Origin of the sequence: Streptomyces sp. NPDC004539 (assembly GCF_040610055.1) — a bacterium.
Taxonomy (GTDB): Bacteria; Actinomycetota; Actinomycetes; order Streptomycetales; family Streptomycetaceae; genus Streptomyces.
Map to the genome: position 1 here is coordinate 299,480 of NZ_JBEXLS010000011.1, position 26,148 is coordinate 325,627.

The window sequence follows — 26,148 nt, forward strand, 5'->3', positions numbered from 1 at the left end:
CGGTCCGTCAGTCGTTGGCGTTGAGCACCGGCAGATAGCCGCCGGACTGCCCGGCCGCCGTCGGGTGGTACGACTCGCTCAGGTTCAGCAGTTCGAGGCTGTGCAGCCAGGAGTTGCTGGAGCAGATCTCGTGCCCGGTGAACGTGGTGCGGACGTCACCGAAGGCGAAGCCGTGGTCGGCGGCGCGCTTGGCGATCGCGGCGTCGATGTAGTCGGCGGCGCCGTTGATCGCGGAGCGCTTGGCCTCGGAGAGGCCGAGGCAGGTCGTGCCGAGCTTGTAGAAGCGCGGGTAACCGAGCACGACCACATGGGCGTTGGGGGCTTTGGAGCTGATCGCGCTGTACACGCTGTCGAGCCGGCCGGGGAGCGTGGAGTCGACGAAGGACTTGGCGGTGTTGATGCGGTTCAGGCAGGTGCTGTCGCTGCCGAGCACGCACGTCGACATGACGTCGACGAAGCCCGCGTCGTTGCCGCCGATGCTGATGGAGACCAGTCCGGTCGCGGAGTTGAGCCCGCTGAGCTGGTTGGCGAGGACGTCGCTGGTGACGGCGCCCGAGCAGGCGGCGAAGGTGAACGAGGACGGCGAGTTGGCGGCGTTCCAGAGGTAGGGGTACGCCTTCGTGCTGCGCTTGCAGTCGCCGCTGGAGCTGATGTAGCTGCCCGAGCCGACGCCGGAGGAGTAGGAGTCGCCGAGGGCGACGTAGCCGCCCGTGGCGGCCTGGGCGGAACCGGCGCCGGAGGTGAGGGCGCCACCGAGAGCGAGAAGGGTCGCGCTGACGAATACGGCAAATCGGGAACGTCTCATGGAACCTCCCTTTAGCAGCATGTCTGCCACAACTGTCGTAGCAACTACGCGTGTTGACGGGAAGTGTTCATGCCAAGACTTTTGATGGCGTAACGGGACCGGTTTCCGCCGTTTTCCGCACACTTGATTTCGTGCACATGTCAAGTTTGTTGACAACCCCTCAACCGCCTTGTTCTACGCACGTAGATGGCGGAGGCTTTACCTCAGCCGCGAACGGAACGCGACGTTCAGCGGCCGTGTGCGTGCGACCTCGCACGCATCCCCCACAGACGCCCTCCCCCCACCCATGGAGCGGCGCCGCCTAGAGGAGGAATCCCTCGTAATGGCACAACTGCGTAAGAACCAGGTCCGGTTGACCGCCGCCGCCACCGTCGTGGCCGCCGCCCTCGTCGGCGGGCTCACCGCGCTCCCCGCCCAGGCCGCCCCGGCCGAGGGCAAGGTCATCGCGGCCGGCTCCCCCACCGCCGTCAAGGACAGCTACATCGTCACCCTCAAGTCGCAGGCGGGCTTCAAGTCGGCCTCGGCGACGGGCAAGGACCTCATCAAGGAGTACGGCGGCAAGGTCGACAAGACCTTCGGCGCCGCGCTCAACGGCTACACGGCGACCCTCTCCGCGAAGGAGGCCCGCAGACTCGCCGCCGACCCGTCGGTCGCCGCCGTGGAGCAGAACCAGACCGTCAAGCTGGCCGACACCACCCAGTCCAGCGCCCCCTGGGGCCTGGACCGCATCGACCAGGCCGCGCTGCCGCTGTCCGGCACGTACACCTACCCCGACTCCGCGGGCAGCGGCGTCACGGCGTACGTCATCGACACCGGCGTCCGCATCACGCACGCCCAGATCAGCGGCCGTGCCTCGTACGGCTACGACGCGGTCGACGGCGACACCACCGCCGCCGACGGCAACGGCCACGGCACGCACGTCGCGACGACGATCGCAGGCTCGACGTACGGCGTCGCCAAGAAGGCGAAGATCGTGGCCGTCCGGGTGCTCGACAACAGCGGCGGCGGCACCACGGCCGGCGTCATCGCGGGCGTCGACTGGGTGACGGCGAACCACTCCGGCCCCTCGGTCGCCAACCTCTCGCTCGGCGGCGGCGCGTCCACCTCGCTGGACACCGCGGTGCGCAACTCCATAGCCAGCGGCGTCACTTACGCGATCGCGGCCGGGAACAGCAACGCGAACGCCTCGTCGTACTCCCCGGCCCGGGTCACCGAGGCGATCACGGTCGGCGCCACCACCAGCACCGACGCCCGCGCCAGCTACTCCAACTACGGCTCGGTGCTGGACATCTTCGCCCCGGGGTCCTCCATCACGGCCGGCTGGTACACCAGCGACACGGCCACGAACACCATCTCGGGTACGTCCATGGCGACACCGCACGTCGCGGGCGCGGCGGCCGTCTACCTCGCGAGCCACACGTCGGCCACCCCGGCGCAGGTCGCCACGGCACTCGTGTCGGGCTCGACCACGAACGTGGTCACCAGCCCCGGTACCGGCTCGCCGAACCGGCTGCTGAAGCTGGTCCCGTAATACCCGTAGATCCCGTAATACCCGTACATCACTGGTGATTTACCTGTTCCCCGGAGGCGCCCCACAGCCTCCGGGGAACTCCCATGTCAGGGGCCGGATTCAGGGATTTCTCCGGGGCGATTCGGGAACCGCAGACGGACGAGACGATGTGTAACGGTCAAACGAACAAAAAAGTGAGCCCTCGCTTCAGGTCTTGCCATACGGGCTCATTCATCAATACCGTCGTACATCTCACTCGCATCGGACCGTCCGCAAGCGGCTCCAGGGGAGGGCTCAGGGACCGCGACGCAGCCCGGTGCGGGGCGCGGTAGGGGGGTGCCGAGCTCGGTGACCGAACAGGTGACCGGGCCGTGCCGCGCGGTCGGCCGCCGTCATTTCCGGCGGCCGGTCAGCTTTGCCATCACCCGGCGTACCCGGGTCGGCGGACGTGACGCGCTCACGTCGCGTGCGCCGAGCCCTGGCCGCTCCGGGCGAGAAACCCCCCTTTCGAACCGGACTTACAGCCGGGCCGCCCAGGGGCGGGCGGCCCGCCGGACGAGAGGGACCGAAGTCATGAGTTCCGTTCTGCAACCGGCGAGCACGGCCGAGGACCGCCCAGCGGACCAGACCGCCGCCGCGTACCGCCCGATCTCCTCGCATCTGGCGATCACACCGCCGGTCAGCGTGGTGATCCCCGCCATGAACGAGGCGGAGAACCTTCCGTACGTCTTCAAGACCCTGCCCGACTGGATTCACGAGGTGGTCCTGGTCGACGGCAACTCCACCGACGCGACCGTCCGGGTCGCCCGTGAACTGTGGCCCGGCGTCAAGGTCGTCGCGCAGCAGGGGCGCGGCAAGGGCGACGCCCTGATCACCGGGTTCGAGGCGTGCACCGGCGACATCATCGTGATGGTCGACGCGGACGGCTCGGCCGACGGCAACGAGATCGTCTCCTACGTCTCCGCGCTGGTCTCCGGCGCCGACTTCGCCAAGGGCTCACGCTTCGCCAACGGCGGCGGCACGGACGACATGACCTTCATCCGGTGGCTCGGCAACCGGGTGCTGTGCGCCGTCGTCAACCGCAAGTTCGGCGCCCGCTACACCGATCTCTGCTACGGCTACAACGCGTTCTGGCGGCACTGCCTCGACAAGATCGACCTCGACTGCACGGGCTTCGAGATCGAGACCCTGATCAACATCAGGGTCGTCAAGGCGGGGCTGAAGGTGCAGGAGATACCGAGCCACGAGTACCTGCGCATCCACGGCGTCTCCAACCTGCGGGCCGTCCGGGACGGTCTACGGGTCCTACGGGTCATCCTCAGGGAGCGCTCCAACCGGCGCGCGCTGCGCCGCCGCGCACGGCGGTCGCCGCTGCTGGACGGGGCGCGGGAGCTGGCCGGGGCCAGGGAACTCGCCGGGGGGCGGGGGCTCGACGCGGCCCGGGGTGAGCTCTCGTGACACCGCTCGACATCTCGGTGGTGATCTGCGTCTACACCGAGGACCGCTGGGACGACGTCCTCGCGGCGGTCGCCTCGGTGCGGGCGCAGAGCCGGCCGGCGCGGGAGGTGCTGCTGGTCGTCGACCACAACCCGGTGCTCCTGGACCGGCTGGCTCTGGAGTACAAGGAGACCCCGGAGGTACGGGTTCTCCCCAACGCCGGTCCGCGCGGGCTGTCGGCCGGGCGCAACACCGGGATCGCCGCGTCGAGCGGGGAGATCATCGCGTTCCTCGACGACGACGCCGTGGCCGAGCGGGACTGGCTGCGCCGGTTCGCCGACCCGTACAGCGATCCCCGGGTGCTCGCCGTCGGGGGGCGGTGCGAGCCGGTGTGGTCGTCCGGGCGGCGGCCCGTCTGGTTCCCGGAGGAGTTCGACTGGGTGGTGGGCTGCTCCTACCGGGGGCTGCCGCCGGGCCGGGTCCGGGTGCGCAACATCCTCGGCGGCAACGCCTCCTTCCGGCGCAGCGCGTTCGACCTCGTCGGCGGGTTCGCCAGCGGGATCGGGCGGGACGGCGACAAGCGGCCGATGGGCGGCGAGGAGACCGAACTGTGCATCCGGCTCGGCCGCGAGAGACCCGACGCGATCCTCCTGGTCGACGACAGAGCCGTCATCCACCACAAGGTCCCCCGGGCCCGCGAGCACTTCGCCTACTTCCGCACCCGCACCTACGCCGAGGGCCTCTCCAAGGCCCTGGTCGCCCGCAGCGTCGGCACCGGCAAGGGCCTGGAGTCCGAACGCCGTTACACCACACGGGTGTTGCCCGCCGGGATCGCCCGGGGCCTGGGCGACGTGCTGCGGGCCCGTCCGGGCGGGGGCCGGCGCGCGGGCGCGATCGTCGCCGGGGTCCTGACGGCGGCGGGCGGGTACGTCGTGGGGACGGTGCGGGCGCGGCGCAACGGCACGACGTTCGCGGTGGTCCCGATCGACGCGGCAACGGCGGTCGCCGGGGAGGCGGTTGAGGCGCTGGACGCCTCACGGGGCCCTGGTGCCCGGGCAGTTGGTCCGGAGCGGGCCCGTCCCGGGGAGGGTGCCGCATGACCGACGTCCGCGTGCCGATCCTGATGTACCACGCGGTCGCGGCCGAACCGAACGACGCGACACGGGAGTTGTCGGTGTCGCCGGAGGCGTTCGCCGAGCAGATGGAGCTGATCGCGGCGAAGGGGCTGACCCCGCTCACCACGGCCGCGCTCGCGGCACGCTGGCGAGCGGGCCGCCCCTTGCCTGCGCGGCCGGTCCTCATCACCTTCGACGACGGCTACGAGGGCGTGCACCGCCACGCCCTCCCCGTCCTGTCCCGGCTCGGCTTCCCCGCGACGCTGTTCGTCTCGACGGGCTGGATCAGGGGCGCCCACGACACCGGCGGCGCCCTCGACACGATGCTCGACTGGCCCCAGGTACGCCGGCTCGCGGACGCGGACGTGGAGATCGGGGGCCACAGCCACTCCCACCCCCAGCTCGACCAGCTCGACGACCGGGCGCTGCACGCTGAGCTGGCCCGCTGCCGGGACCTGGTCGCGGACGAACTCGGGGCCCTGCCCGTCTCGTTCGCCTACCCGTACGGCTACTCCAGCCGCCGGGTCCGCGCCGCCGTCCGCGAGAACGGCTTCGCGCAGGCCCTCGCGGTCGGCAACTCCCTGGCCCGGCGCGCCCAGGGGCCGTACGCGCTGCGCCGGGTGACGGTCCGGCGCTCCACCACGACCGCCGCCTTCGCCGACCTCCTCGACGGCCACGCCCTCACCCGCGCCTTCGCCAAGGACCGCACCCTGACCAAGGGGTACGCCCTGATCCGCCGGACCCGCCGAGCGGGGAGACGGGCGGCGGACGCGCTGATCTGAGCCCGGGGAGCCCGTAGGGCGGCGAGGGGGCCGTCGTACGGGTCGTACGGGTTGTACGGGGTCGTACCCGTAGTACTCGGGTACGACGTACCCGTGGCGCCCTCGGGCCTGTCGTGGCCGGGGCCTCGTACCCGTAGTACTCCGGTATGCCGTACCCCGGATGTACGCCCCGTGGCCGACGCTCCACGCACCGCACGGAAACCGGGTGCGTACGGCGGCCGGGTGCCGGATCATGGCGGCATGTCTGCCCAGCCTCCGCACGACGCCGTACCGATCCGGGTCACCGTCGACGACTCCGACTCGCCGTCCGATGTCGTGGACGTGCTGTTCCTCGGCCGGTTCGCGACGGGTGAGCAGCCGTTCTCGCACGCGGTGAACATCGACCGGGTGAGGGCGGGCGCGACGCTCCTCCCGCCGGACGCGAAGGTCCTGCGCATCGCCCGGGACGACGACCGCAGCGCGACGCTCGCCGAGGGCGACGGCTGGACGCTGCTGGTCTCCCGCTGGAACCGCGGCGCGGACGTCACGGTCACGGCGACCTCCGCCGAACTCGCCGAGAAGATCGTCCAAGAGGCGACGGACGGCGCGGCGGACGAGCCCGAACCCCAGCCGGAGAACGTGACGATGGGCTTCTGGTACGTCTCCCCGCGCCGGGGGCCGCACCGCACGACCCGGCAGATCTCCGCAGGTACGTGGGAGGAGGTCCGCGCCAACTACACGGCGCCGGTGGCCGAGGCGATGGACAGCCTCATGGGGACCACCCCGGAGGACATCGCGGGCCGGCTCCTCCTGCTGCACGGGCCGCCCGGCACCGGCAAGACCTCCGCGCTGCGGACGCTGGCGCGCGCGTGGCGGGACTGGTGCCAGGTGGACTGCGTCCTGGACCCCGAGCGCCTCTTCACCGACGTCGGCTACCTCATGGACATCGCGATCGGCGAGGACGACGCCACGGGCAAGTCCCGCTGGCGGCTGCTCCTCCTGGAGGACTGCGACGAACTGATCCGCGGCGAGGCGAAGCACACGGCCGGCCAGGCCCTCTCCCGCCTCCTCAACCTCACGGACGGCCTCCTCGGCCAGGGCCGCAACGTCCTGGTCGGCGTCACCACGAACGAGGACCTCGAACGCCTCCACCCCGCGGTCGTCCGCCCCGGCCGCTGCCTCGCCCGCATCGAGGTCGGCCCCCTGACCCGCCCCGAAGCCATCTCCTGGCTCGGCACGGACGAAGACATCCCCCGCGAGGGCGCCACCCTGGCCGAGCTGTACGCCCTACGCCGAGGCATCTCCCCGACAACAGTCCCGGAACCGAGGGGGGACAGGGAGGCGGGGCTGTACTTGTAGGAGGGGGATGGGGAGGCGGGCTGCACTTGCAGGAGGGGGACTAGGAGGCGGAGCTGCACTGACAGGAGGCGGACCGGAAGGCGGGGCTGACTGGCAGGAGACGGACGAGGAGGCGGGCCTGTACTGGCAGGAGACGGACCGGAGGCGAGCCTTTCCCTGTGGAGGCGGGGCCCCTCCACGGGAAACGGCCCCCCGCCCACGAGCCACCGCCCCCACCTCGGCTCACCCCACCCCTACCTGCCGACCGACTCCCCCTTGCCGAGCCTGCTTGCCCGCCAGCACCTCCCTCCCATCGGGCCTGCTTACTGGCAGCGCCTCCCTCCCGCCGGACCTGCTTGCCGGCAACGCCCCTCCCACCAGGCCCTTCCGTCAACTGGCCCTCCTCACCAGCCAGCCCTCCCTCCTCAGCCGGCCCCTCCACCCACCGGCCCCCCTTCCCCACCGGCCCTCCTCACCCGCCGCAACGGCGCTCAGCCCCTCCCCGCCCCCCGGCAGTGCCGAACCCCCTCAGCCCCGCTCCCCGAACGCCGCCCGCGCCGCATCCCCCACGGCCCCCACCGCCTCCGCCTCGCCGAACCCCAGCCGCCGGGCCCGCTCGACGTACGCCTGGGCCGCCGCGGCGAGTTCGCGTTCGGCGGCGGCGCCGGCCGCGGCGACGTACGTGCCGTTGCGCCCGCGCGTCTCGATCACCCCGTCGGACTCCAGCGCGCGATACGCCTTGGCGACGGTGTTGGCGGCGAGCCCGAGGGACTCGGCGAGGGCGCGGACCGTGGGGAGCCGGTAGCCGACGGGCAGCACCCCCGTCCGCGCCTGCTCGGAGATCTGCGTACGTACCTGCTCGTAGGGCGCGACGCCCTCGATGATGTCGATCGTCAAGGTCACCCCCCGATTCTTCCGCACCCGCGATTCCCCCGGCCGGGAAACGCCACCGGGAGAACCCTGCGGAACCACCCACCGGGAACCCCGTCGGGAGCCCGTCGGGAGCCCCGCCGGAAAATGGGAGGCACCCCCCGCGAACCCCGGCCTAACCTGCGCGCATATGACCATCACCGTGCGAGATCTCCGCCTCGACGTGCCCGCCGACCCCGAAGGCTTCTGCCGGGTCCGCCACGCCGCCCTCCCGTACTTCCTGTTCACCCCTGCCTCGGTCGCCCACGACATCACCCACACCCACCCGGACGCCCACGCCCGCAAGCTGGTCGCCGAGCTGGACGGCGTGATCGTGGGGACGGCCCAGGTCGGCCTGGCGCACGACGCCCCGGAGCCCGGCAAGGGCTACCTGAACGTGTACGTGGACCCGGCGTACGAGCACCGCGGCGTCGGCACGGCGCTCCGGGAGACGGCGGAGCGGCACCTGACGGACCTCGGCGCGACCCACCTCTACGCCTGGGTCCTCGACGAGCCCCGCAACCGCGCGTACGCGGAACACGCCGGCTACCGCCCCAGCCGCTCGGCCCACTTCCTGCGCCTGGACCTGACGACCGCCGCCCTCGCACCACTCCCCCTCCCCGAGGGCGTCGACCTGCGCACGGCCGCCGACTACGCCGCCGATCCGCGCCCCCTGTTCCTCCTCGACGCCGAGGTGACGTCCGACGAACCGAGCGACGTGGGCGCCGAGTTCACGGACTACGAGGCATGGCTGGCCGAGAACTGGCACCACCCCCACCTCGACCGGGACCTCACCGTCGTCGCCGTCGTCGACGGCCGCCCCGCCGCGTTCAGCGTCGCCCACACGGACGGCGCCGGCCGCTACCACACCGCCATGACCGGCACGGCCCGCGCCCACCGCGGCAAGGGCCTCGCGAAACTCGCCAAGACCGCCTCCCTGCACCGCGCCCGCGCGGCCGGCTGCACGGTCGCCTTCACCGGCAACGACACGGACAACGGGCCGATGCTCGCGATCAACAAGTCCTTCGGGTACGAGATCTGCGGGACGGAGGTACGCCATGTCCGCGACCTCGTCTGACGGCGCCCCGTCCGACGGCACCGGGTCCACCGCCCCCTCCTCCCTGACCGTCGTGCTGCTGAAGGGAGGCCGGACGAAGATCCGCTACCCCGCCGATCTCCTCGCCGACGACGGCACCCGCGTCACCGTCCGCGCGCCCTGGGCCGGTGCCGGTGTCCGTGACTTCGGCTTCGTCCGCTTCGAAGCCGGTGACGTCTTCACCGAGCACTACTGGCGTGACCGCTGGTACGCGATCAAGGAGGTCCGCGCCGCCGACGGCACCCTCAAGGGCTGGTACTGCGACATCACCCGCCCCGCCGTCCGCACCGGCACCGACCTCACCGTGGAGGACCTCGACCTGGACCTGTGGCGCTCCGCCGACGGCTCGGCCGTACTCCGCCTCGACGAGGACGAGTTCGAGGCGAGCGGCCTGCGGCAGCGGGACCCCGAGGCGGCGGAGGCGGCGACCCGCGCGCTGGACGAGCTGGAGGAACTGGCCGGGACGGAGGGCGGGCTGGAGGGGTTGCTGACGTAAGGGGGCACAAAGGGCGACGGACGAACGCCCTCCCCTGCCACCGGCCGACCTGCCGCACCGCCCTCGCCTCCGAAACCACAAGCCGCCGGAAGCCACCCCACCACCGCACAACCGCCCCACCCCACCGCCCCCCTCACACCCCGACCACCACCACATACCGCACATCCCCCACAGCCCCACCCCACAACCTCTCGTCCCCGTCCAGCCGCTCCACCCGCGCACTCCCCCCAGCCCCCTCCGCCAGCTCCACCACCCGCTCCGCCGGAATCCCCACCGGCGTGACCGCCCCCCACACGCCCTCGACCAGCACCATCCGCCCGCCGGCCCGCAGCAGCCCCCGCCAGTTCCGCAGCGCCCGCGCGGGATCGGGCAGCGCCCACAGGACGTGCCGTACGAGGACGACGTCGAACCGCGCCTCCCCCACCGGGGGCGCCTGGGCGTCGCCGAGCAGGAACCCGGCGTCGTACCCGGAGAGCTTGGCGCGGGCGAGGGCGAGCATGGCCGGGGAGCCGTCGACCCCGGTGACCCGGTGTCCCCGCTCGGCGGCGAGGAGGGACAGGCTGCCGGTGCCGCAGCCGAGGTCGAGGACGTCGGACGGCGCGGACGGCAGCCACCCGTCCATCCGCTCGCCCCAGGCCCCCCGCACGACCGGATCGCGCAGGCCGTGGTCCGCCTCCTCGTCGAAGGACCCCGCGGCGAGATCCCAGTCGACCCCGCCCGCCACCGCGCCACCCCGTCGTTCGCTCATGCCCCCCAGAGTGACACCCACCACTGACAATCGGCCTCCGATGAGTCACCCTCCCCCAAAGGGCCCGCCCCGTGCACCACGGACCCCGGCGGCCCCTGAAGGAGGCCCCATGCGCCGTACGACCTTGCAGAAGCCCCTGAAGAAGCAGTCCCCGCGCTCCCGCGAGACCCCCGACCCCACCCCCGCCACGCGCCCCGAGATCCGCAAGGACATCGCCCGCACGTGGTGGCCGGAGACATGACTCACACGAGCCGCTTGCGGTAGTGCAGCCGGTCGTAGACCCCGTCCACGCGCCGCTCGACGACCTCGTACCCGTACCTCGGGTAGATCTCCTGGTTCTCCCACATCATCGCGTTGGTGTAGAGCCGGACCTCCCCGAGCCCCAGCGCACGCGCGTGTGCGTCCACGAACCGCAGCAGCCGCCCGCCGACGCCCTGCCCGTGGGCGTCGGGACACACCGCGACGCTGTCGAGGAACAGATGGTCCTCGTACGCCTGGAGTACTACGACCCCGACGACGGGCTCCCCGGTGACGAACACCCGCCCGGCCCGCACGTCCGCCGCGTGGTCCGCCTCCATGGGCTGGGGTACGACCCCGATACGTGCGATGTACGGGTGGTACGCGGCGTCGGTCACGGCCCGCACGGCCGGTACGTCGGCGGCGACGGCCAGCCGGATCTCGCCGGGTGTCATACCTGGGTGCGTCATACCTCCGGGTGTCATACCGGGGAGGGTACGAGCGCCGTACCGCCCCCGGGAAACCCTCAGGGGCCCGCCCCGGGTATGAAGCACCTCCGGGCAGGCCCCCTAGGGGACGGTTCAGGTCAGCTGAAGACCGACGCGCAGGTCGTCGGCCTGGCCCGGGACGGGTCGAGGGCGTTGGCGACCTCGTGGAACGCGATGCGGTCGGTGAGGCCGATGAGGGCGTGCTCGGAGAGGTCGAGGGGGCAGAGGTCCTGGATGAGGATGTTCTTGACGTTGTCGCCGGTCAGGAACTGGGACTGGTAGGGGGTGACGACCTCGTCGTACTTCGTGGCGATGACGGTGTACCTGACGCCGGGGACCGTGTCACCGCCGGCGTTGAGCTTCGTCAGGAAGTCGGAGCCGATGATCTGCTGGGCGAGCGCGGGGGTGTTGAGGTTGAGCCACTCGCGGGCGCCGGGGAAGTAGGGGAGCAGGTTGGTGAGGCCGCTGAGGGTCGTCCCCCGGTTGCTGGGGGAGATCGCGACGAGCTGGTTCACCTTCGCCGCGCCACCGAGGAACTTGAGGTAGTAGCGGGGCATCATCCCGCCCTGGGAGTGTCCGACGAGGTCCACCTTCGCGGCGCCGGTCGCGGCGAGCACCTTGTCGACGTACGCCGAGAGCTGCTCCGCCGACTTGTCGATCGGGCCGAGCCCGTAGATCAGGGGTACGCCGTCCAACTGGCCGTAGTCCAGGGCGAAGACGCAGTACCCGCGGGTCTGGAGGTAGGGGGCGAGACCGAGCCAGTTGTCCACGGAGTTGGCGAGGGTGCCGTGGACGAGGACGATCGGGCGGGGGTGCGCGGCCGACGGCTTGCACGAGTAATCATTCCAGCCGCTGCTGACGCTGGACGAGGACTCGGCTGTCGCGGCGGACGCGGGAACGCTCACGGCGGCAGCCGCCAGCAACAGGGCCGTCAGGGGTCTGAACAAACGTCTCCAGTGCAGCATCGAGTGATCTCCTTGCGGCTCAAGGGGGGAGGTGCAACGGCACTAAGCCCTGTGATCCGGATCACGAGGATGCTGTTCGTTCTTCAAGTTACGGGCGAGTAGCCAGTCTGGGAAGTTACGCGTCGGTAAAAACTCAGGGAGTCACTCCAACACCGTAGGCATCTCTGATAGTGCGTCACCAAACCGGTCGCACGGGCCCGTACGGCGCAACCCGCCCCAACCCCTCCCGCAGCCCCCTCAACTCCCCCTCCCCCAGAACGACTTCCCACTCCCGCACGACCTCCGCCGCCGCCTCCTCCGCGGCCCGCGCGCACTCCCACCCGAGCTCGCTCAGCACCACCATCCGCACCCGCGCGTCCCCCGCGCACTCCCGCCGCTCCACGTACCCCTTCCGCACCAGCTCCTCCACCATCTGACTGGCCGCCTGCTTGGTCACCCCCAGATGCGCCGCCAGCTGCCCCACGCTCGCCCCGTCGGGCGCGAGCCGCGCGAACGCGAACCCGTGAGCGGGCCGCAGCCCCTCGAACCCCCGCGCGACCACCCCCTCGTGAATGCGCTGCGTCAGCCCCGCGGCGGCGGAGAGCAGGGCGGCGGACAGGGCGAGAGCGTCGGAATTGTGCACGCCCGCATTGAAACACCCTTGACGACAAGGTCAAGCAGCTTGACCATATCTCCAGAAGGTCAAGCTACTTGACGACCTGTGCGCCCACCCCTCTCCGCCCCGAGCCTCACCCCGAACCTCACGCCGAGTTCACCCGAGAAGGAGCCCCATGCCCGTCATCCGCGACGCCGACGCCCTCACCCACGAACTCCACGGCGCCCGCTTCGTCTCCCACGCCTCCCCTCGGACCGGCAGCACACAGCTCGCCGCCTGGCGGGCCGAGGTCCCGCCCCACACCGACGCCCCCGCCCACACCGTCTCCCACGAGGAGATCCTCCATCTCCTCACCGGCACCCTCGTGTTCACCCTCGACGACGAACCCCTCCGACTCACCGCCGGCGACACCCTGATCGTCCGCCCCGGCTCCACCCTCGCCGTCCACAACCCCACCGACCACACCGCCCTCGCCTGGGTCACCACCTCGATCGGCCTCACGGCCCACCTCTCGGACGGCACCCTCATCACACCCCCCTGGGCCAACTAGCCGATCCCCGAGTCCACTTCGCCGCCCGCCTCCCATATCCCCGCAGTCACCACGAACCCACCGACCGATGCCCCCACCCCGGCGAAGAGAATCCGCAACGGCCGGTCCATGTCGCCGAGGCAGTAGATCCGGAGGTGCGCGAGAATCCGGAGATACGCCTCCCGGATCGCCTCGGAGCACCGCTGCCGGGCAGTCGTCCGCCCAGCCAACTCCTCCACCAGGTCGGCGACTTCGAGCAGGAAGCTCTCCACCGTGCGCGGCTCGCCCCACCGCCAGGCCCGCCCGGCAGGCGGCGTACGCACCGGCACCCCGGGCTCGGCGAGGGCGAGGCGCCCGCCCTTCAACCACCGCTCCAGCCCGCCGAGTTCGGTGAGCTCTTCACAGTGGACGACCCCGTCGGCGTACACGGCCAGATCGTCGATGAAGCAACTCCCGCCCGACCCAGCCCCGTTCGTTCAGCCCAGCCCGCTCAACCCACCCCACCGCCACACCACCCCGGCCCCTTACGACGGCCGTTCCCGGGGCGGCTCCGGCGGCGCCGGCGGTGCGGCTCGTTCGAGGAAGCGCAGGAGTTCCACCGGGAACGGCAGGACGAGGGTGGAGTTCTTCTCGGCGGCGACGGCGACGACCGTCTGGAGGAGGCGGAGCTGGAGGGCGGCCGGGGTGTCGGCCATCTCCTGGGCGGCCTCGGCGAGTTTCTTGGACGCCTGGAGCTCCGCGTCGGCGTTGATGACCCGGGCCCGGCGTTCCCGGTCGGCCTCGGCCTGGCGGGCCATGGACCGCTTCATGGTCTCGGGCAGCGAGACGTCCTTGATCTCGACCCGGTCGATGGTGACACCCCACTCGACGGCAGGGCTGTCGATCATCAACTCCAGCCCCTGGTTGAGCTTTTCCCGGTCGGACAGCAGATCGTCGAGCTCGCTCTTGCCGATGATCGACCGCAGCGACGTCTGCGCCATCTGCGACACCGCGAACCGGTAGTCCTCGACCCGGACGATCGCCTCGGCGGGTGCCGTCACCTTGAAGTAGACGACCGCGTCGACCCGCACGGTCACGTTGTCCCGGGTGATCCCCTCCTGCCCGGGCACCGGCATCGTGACGATCTGCATGTTCACCTTGCGGAGCTTGTCCACCCCGGGGACGATCATCGTCAGCCCCGGCCCCCGCACATCCGCCCGCAGCTTCCCGAGCCGGAACACCACACCCCGCTCGTACTGTTTGACGACCCGCGCGGCGGCAGCCGCGTACACCACCCCGGCGGTCAGGAGCCCCGCTCCCGCCACCACCAGTTCCTCGACCACGACGGTCACCGCCCTCCGTGCGTCAGACGTGCGTCCAGGGGCTCCCTTCGACGGTAACCCGCCCCACGTACAAGGGGGAGCCCCCGCACGCCGGTTGCGTACGGGGGCTCGAAGCGCCGGGCCCGGTGCACTCGGACCGAAGGAGCCAGAAGGAACAGGAGAAGCGGGAGGAGCGGGAGGAGTCAGAAACTGTCGGGTGGGGCCGACAGCTGCCGGGTGGGGCCGGCAGATCCGACGGGTGATCTGACGAACGATCAGAACACGCTCACACCGTACGCGTTGAGCGCCTCCACGACCGGCTGGAAGAACGTCGTCCCGCCGGAGGTGCAGTTGCCGCTGCCGCCCGAGGTCAGCCCGTAGGCGATGCCGCTCGTCGAGTACAGCGGGCCACCGGAGTCGCCGCCCTCGGCACAGACGTTGGTCTGGATCATGCCGTAGACGATGTCACCGCCGCCGTAGTTGACGGTCGCGTTCAGGGCCGTCACCCGGCCGCTGTGGATGCCGGTGGTCGAGCCGTCACGGTAGACCGTGGTGCCGACGGTGGGGTTGGCCGCGCTGGTGATGTCCGTGTTCCCCGCGGTACCGGACTTGGTCACCGAGCTGTTGGTGTACCGGACCAGCGCGTAGTCGTTGGTCGGGAAGCTGTAGCCGACGTTCGTGCCGAGCACGGTCGACTGGCCGGAGTTGGAGTACCAGGTCGACGCGACCTCGCCGCAGTGGCCGGCGGTGAGGAAGTAGTACGTGCTGCCGCTGACGACGTTGAAGCCGAGTGAACAGCGGTAGCCGCCACCGTAGATGGCGTCGCCGCCGGCGATGAGCTTGTTGAACTTGCCGGGCGTGTGCTTGATCGTGAGGGCGCCGGCCTTGCCGCCCGCGTCCTGCTTGATCTTCGCTATCTCCGCGGCGGACACCGTGCTGTCGACGGTGACGACGACCCGGTTCGTGGCCGGGTCGACGGCCCAGGCGGTGCCCGGGATGTTCGACTTCAGCACCGAGCTGTTGACGCCGCTGAGTTCGGAGGCGCTGAACGTGTGCGCGTCGGCGGCGTTCGCGGTGGGGACGGCGAAGCCGGCGGCGGCGACGAACCCGGCCGCGAGGGCGACCATGCGAGTCCGTCTCTTGTGGGTGGTGGGGGTGGTGCGCTTGTTCCTCACTTTTCGTTCCCTCCCGGGAAGCCGGGGGCCCGCGTGGGGTCGGGGCCCGTGAGGCGCAGCCAGAGCCATGATCCGCTCGTGAAATCAGGGATTCATGCCCCTGACAAGCGCTGAGGAAGGAGTATTCGGCCGACCGGACGGTCGGCGCAAGGGCTCCCTTACCACCCGCCCGACGCAAGAGCGCCTTTCGGCCGAGAACCGGAGTTGAAACTGTGAGGTATGAGCTGTTTCAGGCCAACTTCCCCTTCTCTACGACGACGAGGGCCCCGAAAAGGTTCCCCGGAACCCCTAACTCCCAGTTGAACCGCACCCCCGCACCCACCCGCCACCGGCCCCGACCCGACCGGCCCCGGCGCGCATCTACCCGGGTCACGCCCCACACCTGCGCGTCCCCGGGGTACGGCCGAAAACACCCCCCGGAGCCACCCCTTCCGCGCGCTCCGCACCACCCCTACGGCCTCACCCCGACGCCTGCACGGGCCGCCCCAGCCCCAGGTGCTCCCGCAAAGTCGTCCCCGGATAGAAGGTCCGGAACAGCCCCCGGTGTTGCAGAAGCGCGACCGTCCCGTTGACCAGCCGCTCCAGATCCCGGCGCGGCTCCACCGGCGTCAGATGGAACCCGTCGACGGCCCCCTCCCGGTACCACCCGGCGATCAGCTCGGCGAGATCGACCGGCCCGCCCCGGTACATCGGCCCCCGCGCACTCGCCCGCGGCCCGCCCCCGCCGTGCCCGGGTGCGGCGGCCCACTCCCCCTCGCCGAGATCGATCACCAGCGCCGCCAGCACCCGCAGGGTGTCCGGGTCCCGCCCCGACTCCCCGGCCCGCGCCCGCAGTTGCTCCCGTACGGCCCGCGCCTCCCCGGCGCCCGCGACGCGTACGAGCGCGACGTCCCCGTACCGCGCGGCGACGTCCCACGCGGCGGAGTCGGTGGCGTCCACGACCCGCAGCGGACACCCGGAACCCACCGCCCCGGCCTCCGCCCGCCACTCCACCGCCCCCGGAAACAAGGAGGAACCGCTCCCACAACTCTCCTCCTCCACCAGCCCGCCGCCCCGCCCCCCGCTCACCCGGTCGAGCCCGACGACGGCCGCCCCCTCCACGGACATCGCCACCAGCCCCACCCGCCGGGTCACCGCCGCCGCCTCGGCCAGCACCCCCACGACGTCCCCCGCACCCCCCAGCGTCACGAAGTCCAGCCCGCCCCGCTCGGCGAGCCGCACCAGCTCCGCACAGTCCTCCCCCTCCGGCAGGTCCACCGCGGCGGCGAGATGCGGCAGCCCCCAGGAGACGCTCACTCCGCCACCTCGCCGGAGCCGGTGCCGAATCCGGAGCCAAGACCGGCACCAGCACCAGCACGGAGCCCGGCATCGACACCGGTACCGGCACCGAGACCGGCATCGGCACCCCCCTCACCCAAGAACCCCAGCACCGCCCGAGCCGTCGCATCGTTCTGCCGGAACGCCGGCCCCCCGGTCCGCGGCCGGGTGAACGCCCCCGGCGTCCTCCCGTCCGTATACGGTCCGAGCGCGAACCGCCGAGGATGCGCCCGCCCCTGCGCGTCGAGCACCCGCCCGTCCCGGGGATCGACCCGCAGCAGCCCCGCGTCCGTCTCCCCCGCCCCCTCCCGCGCGAGCCCCCGCAGCAGCGGATCGAGCGCCCGCCCCACGGACGCCTCCGGCAACCGCGCCTCGACCAGCGCCCGCGCCTGCACGACCGCCCCGGGAACGTTGGGACTCGACGCCCGGAACACCCCGTCCTCCGCCGCCACCGCCATCTCCCCGCCGACGAACCGCAGCACCCCGGCCCGGGACAGCGCGAGCATCTGCCGCAGCCGGGGACCGGGCGGCCCGGACGCGAGATAGCTGAAGAACCCGTGCCAGGAGGACGCGACTCCACCGCCCAGCCGGATCAACTGGACGTACACGGACAGCAGTCCGAAGAAGACGCCCAGGTCGGGGCTGAACGAGGAATCGTGACGACGCGCCAGATCCCCCTCGACATGCGCCCGCAGCCCGTCCTGGAACTCCTCCGGGGACCCGTACCGCTCCCCCTCCAACGGCCGGTCCAGCAGGGCCAGATCGAGCCTGTCCCGGACGTCGGGCACCGCCTCGGCGACCAGCGACGCCAGGTCCGCCCCGCTCCCCGCCGCGTACTTCTCCTCGAACTCGGCCCAGTCCATCGCCGTCCGCCCGGGATGCGCCGCGAACAGCCGGTGGTAGTGCGCGAACCCCAACTCCTTCTCCACCAACGGCCACACGTCCCGCCGGTAGTCGAACCCGCCCGGCCGCGCGAGGAGTTCGTCGATCTCGCCGGGTCCGAGGAACCGGGGCAGCGGAGGGCGCTCGCCGACGAGGTCGTACCCGATCTTCGAGCGGTACGGCACACCCCGCCGCGACCCCACGTACAGCGCCGGCTCCCGCCCCGACGGCACGTACACCTCACCGTCGTACCGCCCGCCCCGCCCCTCGGTGAGCAGCACCATCAGGTCGACGAAGGCCAGGCCGAACCCCCGCACGAGGACGGGCGCGCCGGGTTCGAGGGCGCTCAGGTCGCTGTCGGCCGTGAAGTCCGGCGGCAGGTGCACGAGCCCGTGCTCCGCGGCGTACGCCGCCAGCGCGCGCTGTTCGTCGTCGAGTTCGGCATCGAGGTGCCCGAGCGCGAGGACGACGAGGTCGGCGCGGAGGACGTCGTGCCCGCGCCCCACGCCCTCGACTCCGCCCCCTTCCGTGTCCCCGGAGCCCCGCTCCAGCCACACCTCCTGGCGCCCGTCCGCCCCCTCGGTGAGCCGTATCGCCCGTCGCGCGTGATGCCGCACGCGTATCCCCGGGGGCAGCGCGGCGACGGCCTGCTCGTAGAACCAGCCCAGGTAGGTCCCCTGGAGCTGCCGGTCGGCGAAGGTGGTGCCGGGGATGCCCGCCCACTCGTGCAGGGTCGGCCCCGGCCGCACCGGACCCGCCATGCTCACCGTCTCGTCGGTGAACATCGTGACGTCCTCGGCGTGGGAGTTCATCCACAGCAGTGGCGACTGCGCGGCACGCCAGATGCGCCCGCCGCCCGGTGGATGCGGGTCGACGAGGTGGATGTCGAGGCCCGAACCGTCGTACAGCTCGGGTGCGTTGGCGGCGATGCGCTCGATCAGCCCGACCCCTCGGGGGCCGGCGCCGACGATGACGAGGGAAGACATGGAAGGCTCCGTGGCGGAAATCCCCCGGGCAGGGGGCGGTGGCGGTTGCCTTCACACGGGGCGCCGCGCGGCGCCGACGCGGCCGAGCCCCTCAGCAGGGCCGCACCCCGAGAGTACGACCGCGTTTCCCCTCGCTGTCAAGGTCGTCCACACTGTGAGCGGTTCGTCTCAGGTCGGTTGACTCGTATCCGGAGACCTGTTCCACTTGGCCCATGCATCCGCAGCAGTGGCTGGTCACCCGCTCCCACATCGACTTCGGTCGCGTGTGGTCCTGTTCCTGTTGAGCTGACCGCCACCCGCCCCACGGCCTCCGCCGGGGCGCTCCCGATGCCTTCCGCCACGCCTTCACACGTGCGCCTCCCCTCACCCCGCACCCCCTCCTGACACCCAGTCAGCACCCGTACGCAGACAGACAATCAGTCCGGACCGAGCCCGAACGGTCCTATCCGTTCACCCGTACGCACCGCTTGTCACCCGTCCGCCACAAAGAATCGTATTTCACTCTCAGTCAGCATCCGTACACGCTACGACCCTTGGGGCGCTTGGACTCTCGACGAATCGGCTGTGCACCAGTACCGTCACAAACCCCCCGCGCGGCGTCTATCCACTTGGCGCGACATCCGCATCATGGACGACCATGGGTCCTGCGGATAGCAAGCAGACCGCTGTGAGAGGAGGCGTCCATGGGATCGGTGCGCAAGGCGAGTGCCTGGCTTGGCCTCGTCGACGACAACGATGACGAGCGTTACTACGACGACGACTACTCCGAGGGGACCGACTCCGGCGAAGCCTGGGTCACCGACCCCCGGGTCAAGGTGGCCACGGACACGGCCGAGGAGAAGGGCCGCCGGATCGGCACGGTCACCCCGGACAGCTTCCGGGACGCCCGCGCGATCGGCGAGCTGTTCCGCGAGGGCGTGCCGGTGATCATGAACCTGACGGCGATGGAGGCCGCCGACGCCAAGCGCGTCGTCGACTTCGCCGCCGGGCTGATCTTCGGGCTGCGTGGTTCGATCGAGCGCGTCTCCACGCGCGTGTTCCTGCTGACCCCGGCCCACACCGAGATCGTCAACGGCGACCCCGGCGGCCACCGCACGGACGGCTTCTTCAACCAGAGCTGAGGCAGGGCCGCTCACCGGCCCTGCCCCCTCGGGGTTCAGGTCCGAGGTGGTTCAGGTCCGCGAGGTCAGCGGAAGGCGTCGAGTCCGGTGAGCGCCTTGCCCAGCACCAACTGGTGCATTTCCACCGTGCCTTCGTACGTCAGCACCGACTCCAGGTTCGTCGCGTGCCGCATCACGGGGTACTCCAGCGAGATCCCGTTGGCACCGAGGATCGTGCGCGAGGTGCGGCAGATCTCGATGGCCTCGCGTACGTTGTTCAGCTTCCCGAAGCTGACCTGTTCCGGGCGCAGCCGGCCCGCGTCCATGCGCCGGCCCAGGTGATGGGCGAGCAGGACCCCCTTGTGCAGCTCGACCGCCATGTCGGCGAGTTTCGCCTGGGTGAGCTGGAAGCCGCCGATCGGCCGCCCGAACTGCTCGCGCGTCTTCGCGTACTCCACGGCCGTCTCGAAACAGGCCCGCGCCGCGCCCATCGCGCCCCACACGATCCCGTACCGCGCGTGCGACAGACAGCTGAGCGGCCCCTTGAGCCCCACCACCTCCGGCAGCACGGCGTCCGCCGGCAGCCGTACGTCGTCCATCACCAGCTCACTGGTCACCGACGCCCGCAGCGACCACTTGTGCTTGATCTCCGGCGCCGAGAACCCGTCCGTATCGGTCGGTACGACGAACCCGCGCACCCCCGCCTCGGTCTGCGCCCACACCACCGCGACCCCGGCCACGGACCCGTTCGTGATCCACATCTTGCGCCCGTTGAGCACCCAGTCCGCACCGTCCCGCTTCGCGTACGTCCGCATCGACCCGGGGTCGGACCCGTGATCGGGCTCGGTCAGCCCGAAGCACCCGATGACCTCCCCGGAAGCCATCCGAGGCAGCCACTCCCGCTTCTGCTCCTCACTCCCGAACCGATGGATGGCGTACATCGCGAGGGACCCCTGCACCGACACGAGCGACCGAATCCCGGAGTCCCCCGCCTCCAACTCCAAACAGGCCAACCCATACTGCACAGCACTGGCCCCCGCACACCCGTACCCCTCCAACGACATCCCCAGCGCCCCGATCGCCCCCAACTCCCGCGCCAACTCCCTCACCTGAGGCAACTCCCCCGCCTCGTACCACCCCGCCACCCCCGGCAACACCCGCTCCCCCACCCACCGCCGCACGGTCTCCCGCACAGCCAGGTCCTCCCCCGACAACAACTCGTCGATCCCCAGCAGATCACCAGCGTCGAACGTCCCCACGACTCCTCCTAAAACTAGCACCGCTAACCACCCAACACACCGAACCTACGCCCACCTTGACACCCCAACAACCCCACACAGAACGAGGCCACGCAGAGAAAGCAAAGAACGGCGCCCAGCCCAGTCTTCTGAGGGGCGCGGGGCTGTATCCATGTGCGGCTACCGCCGCGCGATACGGGACACACCCGGGAAACCCAAGAACGACGCCCAGCCCAAGCTCTTCCAGGGGCGCGGGGAACTGCGCGACAAGCCACAACGAACCCGCACCCGGCCACACCCCCGAACCACCCCCCACACCCTCCGCACCCCAAACCCACCGCCCCGCCGCCGACGGCGCCCCACCCCCACAAGAAACGCCCCCCTCCGACAAACGGTCATGGGCGGCGCGCGGGTGGGCAGACCCCCCTCGGCGCCGGCACATCCACCTGCATACCCCGAGGCAACCGCAGCGCCATCACCGCCCCCAGCAACAACAACCCCGCACTCACCAGCAACGTCACATGCAACCCGTGCACGAACGAATCCCGAGCCACCCTCCGCAACAATCCCCCCGCAGGCCCCCCGATCTCCCCGGCAACGTCATACGCCTCCCCGAGCGAATGCCCCGCCGCGACAGACGCCTCCCCCGGCACCCCCTCGACCCCCACCACCCCCGGCTTGTACGCGGCGTTCATCACACTCCCGAGCAACGCGATCCCGATCCCCGCCCCCAACTGGTACGACGTCTCCCCCACCGCCGCCGCCCCACCCGCCTGCTCGGCCGGCGCCTCACTCAGCATCGACTCGTACGCCGCGAACAACGTCGTCTCCAGCCCGAACCCCAACAGCACGAACCCCCCGAGCAACAGCCCGGCGTTGTCCGATCCCCCCATCCCGGTCAGCGTCAGCACCGCGACAGCGGTCAGCACGAACCCCCCGCACACCATCCGCCGAGGCCCGACCCGCCGCAGCAGCCGCGCCCCGGCCAGCCCCGCGGCCATCGCCGCGATCGTCAACGGCAACAACCGCAACCCGGTCTGCAACGGCGACAGCCCCAGCACGAGCTGCAAATACTGCGCGGCGATCAGCTCAAGCCCCACCAGCGCCAGCATGGCCAGCACGATGCACAGCACGGACGTCCCGAACGCGGGCCGCGCGAACATCCGCAGATCCACCAGCGGAAACGGCCGCCGCCGCTGCCGCCGCACGAACAGCGTGAGCAGCACGGCCCCGAGCACGACGGGGACGAAGGTCAGCCCCCCGAACTCCCCGCCGCCGAGCCGCTTCACCCCGAGGACGACACAGAACAGCCCGTCGGCCGCCATGAGCGCGCCCACGACGTCCCACGGCCCGTCGCTCTCCCCCTTGGACTCGGGCAGCAGCCACCGCCCGACCGGCAGACTGACCAGCATCAGCGGAATGTTGACGAGGAAGACCGACCCCCACCAGAAGTGTTCGAGCAGGAACCCCCCGACCAGCGGCCCCACCGCGGCCCCGACCGCCGCGACCGCGCTCCAGATCCCTATCGCCAGCGCCCGCTCCCGCCGGTCGGGAAAGACCTGCCGCAGAATCGACAGCGTGGCCGGCATGATCATCGCCCCGCCGACCCCGAGCAGCGCCCGCGCGAGGATCAGCACCTGCGCGCTCTGCGCGAACGCGGCCAGCGCGGACGCCACCCCGAACAGCGCGTACCCGAGCAGCAGCACCCGCCGCCGCCCGACCCGGTCCCCGAGCGTCCCGAAGAGAATCAGCAGGGACGCGCAGACCAGCGGATACGTGTCGACGATCCACAGCAGCTCGATCGCCCCGGGCTTCAGATCCTCCGTGACGGCGGGCACCGCGACATGCAGGACGGTCGCGTCGACGGCGACCAGCAGCAGGCTCACGCACAGCACGACGAGGACGATCCACCGCTGGGCCCCGGCCTGATCCCCGGAGCGTCGGCGCACAGCCGTGGCCGTGATCGTCCCGGACATGTGCGTACCTCCCAGCTGATTCGCCCGTTCGGCGGGTTCACGGGGTGGGGACTCCCCGCGACTCGGCCGGAGAGGAGCGGCGTCCCCGGCCCGCGCAGACGAACGGCGAGTGCATCGCAGCGTACGCGAGTTCGTCCCTCGTCCAAGTGGCGGACCTCTCACACGCCGGGGAGAACACGTGTGGCGTATGCCACTCCCGTGCACGGCGGCCCCGAGAGGGGCACCCGGGCCCGCCCGTACCGGGTGTCGACTCCTCGCACAGAGCCGTGCACTCGCCGCCAACGACGTGTCCCGGTGATCACGGAAGGCTTACGGAGCAAGGGACGCCAGGCGGGTTCGGCGTCCGGACCAATCGTCCGTAAGGGGAACAGAAATGCGTGCACGGAAGATCCTCACCATCGTCGGTACGCCGATCGCGGCCGTAGGTCTCATGCTGGTCGCGGGAAGCCCGGCCCTGGCCGTGGACCACGAGATGCACACCGACGACGGCAACCCCGGCGGCCGGGTCCAGTTCACCGCGAACGGCGACATCGTCCGCGTCGACGACCTGGAGGCGGACGGGTACGCCGCCAAGCTGTTCGTCTACAACCCCAACGGCACGACGCGCTACACCGTCCAGGCCGGCGGTACCGGCGCCTCCAAGACCGTGCGTGCCAGCGACGGCGGCGTGTACGACCTGGTGGAGGGCACCGCGTACACGTTCAAGATCTGTCTGCACCAGACCAGCGGTGACAGCTACTGCGACACCGCGGTCTGGGCCGGCTGACCAACGGTCCGAGGCACAGGGCTGAACCGGCTGCCGGTCTGTCCGCGGCGACCCCCGCGGACAGACCGGCAGTTTTTCATGTCATGGACAGCGGTCTACGTCGCGGAGTCGAACACCTGGTGCCGATACTCCCTGGGTGCGATCCCGTAGGTGGCGCGAAAGGTCCGCGTGAAGGCCGCGTGTCCTTTGAATCCCCACCGAGCCGCGATCTGGTGGACCGGCGTCTCCCGCAGTCCGGGATCGGTCAGGTCACGGCGTGCCCCCTCCAGTCGCCTGCGGCGGATCAGCGCCGCGACCGTCGTGCCGTTGGCCTGGAAGAGGCGATGAAGGTAACTGATGGAGATGTGATGAGCTGCGGCTATGACGTGCGTCGACAGGCTCGGATCGTGCAGATGCTCGTGGATGAACATCTCGATGCGCAGGAGCAGTGCGTGCCGGCGGGACCCGTCCGACGCCTGCGAGCAGGAGTCGAGATGGTGAGCGAGCACGGCGATCAGCAGGTCGAGACCCACCGCCCCCAGCCGGGCCACGTCCGCGGGCCGGTACGAGGCGCAGTCGTCCGTCGCGCTGTCGAGGAACTGGGCGAACAGCGCCCCCAGCCCCTCCCTGCCGGACAGTCGTACGACCAGCAGCCGGCCGTTCCTCACTGCCGGTGGTGGCAGCACCGCGCGGGGCACACGGACCCGCACGGCAGTGGCGGGTCTCTGGCCACCGACGCGCACACTGAAGGGCCGCGAATCGTCGCACAGTGTGAAATCCCGCGGTCCGAGCACCGCTTCACGCCCTGCCTGGGTCACCCTCAGCTCGCCCCGCCTGGCGAACACCACGGAGCACAGCTCCTGCCCGGACGACCGGACCGACAGGTCGAACCCGTTCCGCCACTCCGTGGGTGGCAGAACATCTCCCCGTAACAATGCCTTGATCATCTCCTCCCGTTTCCCCCAGAACGTGATCACTGGCCATGGTTACGAGGCTGCGGTGACATGTCCACCTAATAGGCCATTTCAAGCCATTCGTCGCATCCGGGAGACCGGTGAGCGTCGAGCGAATTCCACCCCAGCACCCGGTGAACTAATTAATAAACAACGATAAACCACCATCAGAAACGATCAAGAGAATTAAAGGAGGGCTCAGGATCGATAGCGGATTCCCAGGAAATTCACACATCCTGAGAGGAATCCCACATCACATCGTCATCACAAAGCCGTGGATTCGCAGAGCATCCACACTCACTCGCTGTAACGTCGATTGGGTGCGTACCGAACGAAGCCTCACCCGCCTGGACCGGGTGTTCGCCAGGCTGGACCGTGAGCCGGAGCGGCCTGCTCACATCAACGTGCCGAGGATGAGCCGGCACCGGATCGGGCTGTTCGCCGGAACCCTCGCCTTCTACCTGACGATCGTATGGCTCGTCGTCATCACATCCTGGCTGGTCCGGCTGGACTGGCAGGTCATGTTCTTCCGGCCCTACCAGCAGTGGCCGTCGATCCACTGGTTCGTGGACTGCTACGTCGTCCTCGGCCAGCGTGGTCCCACCGCGGTGATGGTCGCGGCCTGGCTCGGCTGGCGTTCGTGGCGCCAGCACACCCTGCGCCCGCTCCTCACTCTCGGCGCCTCGCTGCTGCTGCTGAACATCACGGTCGGCGCGGCCAAGATCGGCATGGGGCGGCTCGGACCCCACTACGCCACCAGCATCGGCGCGAACGAGATGGGTCTGGGCGGCGATATATTTCCCAGCGGCCACACCGCGAACGCCGTCGTGACCTGGGGCATCCTGGCCTACCTCGCCTCCACCCCGCGAGCCCGCCGCTGGCTGTCCGCGATCTCCGCGGTCACCTCGCTGGGCGTCGGCCTCGCCACCGTCTACCTCGGCACACACTGGCTGAGCGATGTCCTGCTGGGCTGGGCCGCCGGGCTGCTGATCCTCCTCGCGCTGCCCTGGTGCGAACCCCTGATCGCCCGTGCCGAGGTCTGGCTGCTGGATCTGCGGGACCGGTTGCGCGAGCGCCGCAGGGCAGGCGCCCGGCCGGCGACGCCGGTCACGGTGCCCGTCTCGCTGGCGGCCCCCCGCAAGGCCGTCGACCTGGAGAAGCCCCCGCTGGGCATGCCCCGCCCGCCGAGATCCCCGGCCTACCTGGCGCCGGGCCCCCACACGACGCGCGGCGAGCGCACCCCGGTCACCCCGATCGGCAGCCGCCGCCCCCCGCACGCCGACCGCCTCCCCCGAGGCACGGCCTCGGCGGCCCGACCCGGCAGCTGAGCACACGGTACGCACGACCGGGCTCGGTACGACGACGGCGCCGGCCCCCGTTCCACACGGACTGCCGTTCCTCACCCAGGAGATGTTCACCGGAGGCGCCGTACCGTCCTGGTCCTCG

The 26,148-nt window shown here is 70.9% G+C and carries 26 protein-coding genes; 12 read left to right on the plus strand and 14 right to left on the minus strand.

Translation table 11 applies throughout. From position 1 onward, the window contains the following. Positions 1-7 precede the first annotated feature (7 nt). On the minus strand, positions 8-805 hold the full coding sequence (locus ABZX85_RS24340; protein WP_355872250.1) for an SGNH/GDSL hydrolase family protein: 798 nt from the start codon (positions 803-805) through the stop codon (positions 8-10). 322 nt (positions 806-1,127) lie between these two features. Here ABZX85_RS24340 and ABZX85_RS24345 point away from each other — a divergent pair, with 322 nt between their 5' ends. From ABZX85_RS24345 to ABZX85_RS24365, 5 genes are all read left to right on the plus strand, one after another. Next, the gene (locus ABZX85_RS24345; RefSeq protein WP_355872252.1) at positions 1,128-2,336 is read left to right on the plus strand and encodes a S8 family peptidase; all 1,209 of its coding nucleotides are present in this window, start codon (positions 1,128-1,130) and stop codon (positions 2,334-2,336) included. A gap of 552 nt (positions 2,337-2,888) precedes the next feature. Further along, positions 2,889-3,773 (plus strand): glycosyltransferase family 2 protein, encoded by an 885-nt coding sequence (locus ABZX85_RS24350; protein WP_355872255.1) that lies wholly within the window; start codon positions 2,889-2,891, stop codon positions 3,771-3,773. Beyond that, complete coding sequence (locus ABZX85_RS24355; protein WP_355872258.1) at positions 3,770-4,852, plus strand: glycosyltransferase family 2 protein; 1,083 nt, start codon at positions 3,770-3,772, stop codon at positions 4,850-4,852. The genes ABZX85_RS24350 and ABZX85_RS24355 overlap by 4 nt, the downstream gene beginning before the upstream one ends. Further along, on the plus strand, positions 4,849-5,649 hold the full coding sequence (locus tag ABZX85_RS24360) for a polysaccharide deacetylase family protein (RefSeq protein ID WP_355872260.1): 801 nt from the start codon (positions 4,849-4,851) through the stop codon (positions 5,647-5,649). Before ABZX85_RS24355 ends, ABZX85_RS24360 begins: the two co-directional genes overlap by 4 nt. Before the next feature lie 240 nt (positions 5,650-5,889). After that, entirely contained in the window at positions 5,890-6,987 is a 1,098-nt protein-coding gene (locus ABZX85_RS24365; RefSeq protein WP_355872262.1) for a DUF5925 domain-containing protein, read from the plus strand. Between the two features lie 507 nt (positions 6,988-7,494). Here ABZX85_RS24365 and ABZX85_RS24370 read toward each other — a convergent pair. After that, positions 7,495-7,869 (minus strand): GntR family transcriptional regulator, encoded by a 375-nt coding sequence (locus tag ABZX85_RS24370; protein ID WP_355872264.1) that lies wholly within the window; start codon positions 7,867-7,869, stop codon positions 7,495-7,497. Between the two features lie 157 nt (positions 7,870-8,026). Here ABZX85_RS24370 and ABZX85_RS24375 point away from each other — a divergent pair, with 157 nt between their 5' ends. Together ABZX85_RS24375 and ABZX85_RS24380 are read left to right on the plus strand one after the other, a co-directional pair. Beyond that, a complete protein-coding gene (locus ABZX85_RS24375) occupies positions 8,027-8,953 on the plus strand; it encodes a GNAT family N-acetyltransferase (protein ID WP_355872266.1) in 927 nt (308 codons plus the stop codon). Then, positions 8,934-9,467 (plus strand): DUF402 domain-containing protein, encoded by a 534-nt coding sequence (locus ABZX85_RS24380; RefSeq protein ID WP_355872269.1) that lies wholly within the window; start codon positions 8,934-8,936, stop codon positions 9,465-9,467. The genes ABZX85_RS24375 and ABZX85_RS24380 overlap by 20 nt, the downstream gene beginning before the upstream one ends. A 133-nt stretch (positions 9,468-9,600) precedes the next feature. Here ABZX85_RS24380 and ABZX85_RS24385 read toward each other — a convergent pair whose 3' ends face one another. After that, a complete protein-coding gene (locus tag ABZX85_RS24385) occupies positions 9,601-10,215 on the minus strand; it encodes a class I SAM-dependent methyltransferase (protein WP_355872271.1) in 615 nt (204 codons plus the stop codon). Between the two features lie 109 nt (positions 10,216-10,324). On the opposite strand from ABZX85_RS24385, the gene ABZX85_RS24390 reads away from it, so the two are divergent. Beyond that, a complete protein-coding gene (locus tag ABZX85_RS24390; RefSeq protein WP_355872274.1) occupies positions 10,325-10,456 on the plus strand; it encodes a hypothetical protein in 132 nt (43 codons plus the stop codon). A 1-nt stretch (position 10,457) separates the two neighbouring features. Here the strand turns inward: ABZX85_RS24390 and ABZX85_RS24395 are convergent, their stop codons facing one another. From ABZX85_RS24395 to ABZX85_RS24405, 3 genes are all read right to left on the minus strand, one after another. Next, the gene (locus ABZX85_RS24395; RefSeq protein WP_355872328.1) at positions 10,458-10,907 is read right to left on the minus strand and encodes a GNAT family N-acetyltransferase; all 450 of its coding nucleotides are present in this window, start codon (positions 10,905-10,907) and stop codon (positions 10,458-10,460) included. A gap of 131 nt (positions 10,908-11,038) precedes the next feature. Further along, positions 11,039-11,905: an alpha/beta fold hydrolase gene (locus ABZX85_RS24400; RefSeq protein WP_355872277.1), complete on the minus strand. Its 867-nt coding sequence runs from the start codon at positions 11,903-11,905 to the stop codon at positions 11,039-11,041. 175 nt (positions 11,906-12,080) lie between these two features. Continuing rightward, positions 12,081-12,527: a helix-turn-helix domain-containing protein gene (locus tag ABZX85_RS24405; protein ID WP_355872279.1), complete on the minus strand. Its 447-nt coding sequence runs from the start codon at positions 12,525-12,527 to the stop codon at positions 12,081-12,083. 148 nt (positions 12,528-12,675) lie between these two features. Between ABZX85_RS24405 and ABZX85_RS24410 the strand changes: the two genes are divergently transcribed. Further along, complete coding sequence (locus tag ABZX85_RS24410; RefSeq protein WP_355872282.1) at positions 12,676-13,050, plus strand: cupin domain-containing protein; 375 nt, start codon at positions 12,676-12,678, stop codon at positions 13,048-13,050. Here the strand turns inward: ABZX85_RS24410 and ABZX85_RS24415 are convergent. The 5 genes from ABZX85_RS24415 to ABZX85_RS24435 all read right to left on the minus strand — a co-directional run bounded on the left by ABZX85_RS24415 (position 13,047) and on the right by ABZX85_RS24435 (position 18,690). After that, on the minus strand, positions 13,047-13,457 hold the full coding sequence (locus ABZX85_RS24415) for a hypothetical protein (protein WP_355872285.1): 411 nt from the start codon (positions 13,455-13,457) through the stop codon (positions 13,047-13,049). The two genes, ABZX85_RS24410 and ABZX85_RS24415, sit on opposite strands and share 4 nt — an antisense overlap. Before the next feature lie 96 nt (positions 13,458-13,553). Further along, entirely contained in the window at positions 13,554-14,351 is a 798-nt protein-coding gene (locus ABZX85_RS24420; protein ID WP_355872331.1) for a slipin family protein, read from the minus strand. Positions 14,352-14,605: 254 nt separating this feature from the next. Then, the gene (locus ABZX85_RS24425; RefSeq protein WP_355872288.1) at positions 14,606-15,505 is read right to left on the minus strand and encodes a S1 family peptidase; all 900 of its coding nucleotides are present in this window, start codon (positions 15,503-15,505) and stop codon (positions 14,606-14,608) included. 459 nt (positions 15,506-15,964) lie between these two features. After that, on the minus strand, positions 15,965-16,801 hold the full coding sequence (locus tag ABZX85_RS24430; RefSeq protein ID WP_355872290.1) for an FMNH2-dependent monooxygenase: 837 nt from the start codon (positions 16,799-16,801) through the stop codon (positions 15,965-15,967). Further along, on the minus strand, positions 16,798-18,690 hold the full coding sequence (locus tag ABZX85_RS24435) for an FAD/NAD(P)-binding protein (RefSeq protein ID WP_355872292.1): 1,893 nt from the start codon (positions 18,688-18,690) through the stop codon (positions 16,798-16,800). Before ABZX85_RS24435 ends, ABZX85_RS24430 begins: the two co-directional genes overlap by 4 nt. A gap of 683 nt (positions 18,691-19,373) precedes the next feature. Between ABZX85_RS24435 and ABZX85_RS24440 the strand changes: the two genes are divergently transcribed. Next, positions 19,374-19,811, plus strand: coding sequence for a cell division protein SepF (locus ABZX85_RS24440; protein WP_355872295.1), 438 nt, complete (start codon positions 19,374-19,376; stop codon positions 19,809-19,811). Between the two features lie 65 nt (positions 19,812-19,876). Here ABZX85_RS24440 and ABZX85_RS24445 read toward each other — a convergent pair whose 3' ends face one another. Both ABZX85_RS24445 and ABZX85_RS24450 read right to left on the minus strand, forming a co-directional pair. Then, on the minus strand, positions 19,877-21,049 hold the full coding sequence (locus ABZX85_RS24445) for an acyl-CoA dehydrogenase family protein (protein ID WP_355872298.1): 1,173 nt from the start codon (positions 21,047-21,049) through the stop codon (positions 19,877-19,879). A gap of 374 nt (positions 21,050-21,423) precedes the next feature. Further along, positions 21,424-23,004, minus strand: a complete 1,581-nt coding sequence (locus ABZX85_RS24450; protein WP_355872300.1) for an MFS transporter — start codon at positions 23,002-23,004, stop codon at positions 21,424-21,426. A 373-nt stretch (positions 23,005-23,377) separates the two neighbouring features. Between ABZX85_RS24450 and ABZX85_RS24455 the strand changes: the two genes are divergently transcribed. Beyond that, the gene (locus tag ABZX85_RS24455; RefSeq protein ID WP_355872303.1) at positions 23,378-23,770 is read left to right on the plus strand and encodes a hypothetical protein; all 393 of its coding nucleotides are present in this window, start codon (positions 23,378-23,380) and stop codon (positions 23,768-23,770) included. A 95-nt stretch (positions 23,771-23,865) separates the two neighbouring features. Here ABZX85_RS24455 and ABZX85_RS24460 read toward each other — a convergent pair whose 3' ends face one another. Beyond that, positions 23,866-24,696 carry a helix-turn-helix domain-containing protein gene (locus tag ABZX85_RS24460; RefSeq protein WP_355872333.1) on the minus strand — a complete coding sequence of 277 codons (831 nt, stop codon included), beginning with the start codon at positions 24,694-24,696 and terminating at the stop codon, positions 23,866-23,868. Positions 24,697-25,022: 326 nt separating this feature from the next. Here ABZX85_RS24460 and ABZX85_RS24465 point away from each other — a divergent pair, with 326 nt between their 5' ends. Continuing rightward, positions 25,023-26,030, plus strand: a complete 1,008-nt coding sequence (locus tag ABZX85_RS24465; RefSeq protein ID WP_355872306.1) for a phosphatase PAP2 family protein — start codon at positions 25,023-25,025, stop codon at positions 26,028-26,030. Positions 26,031-26,148 lie beyond the last annotated feature (118 nt).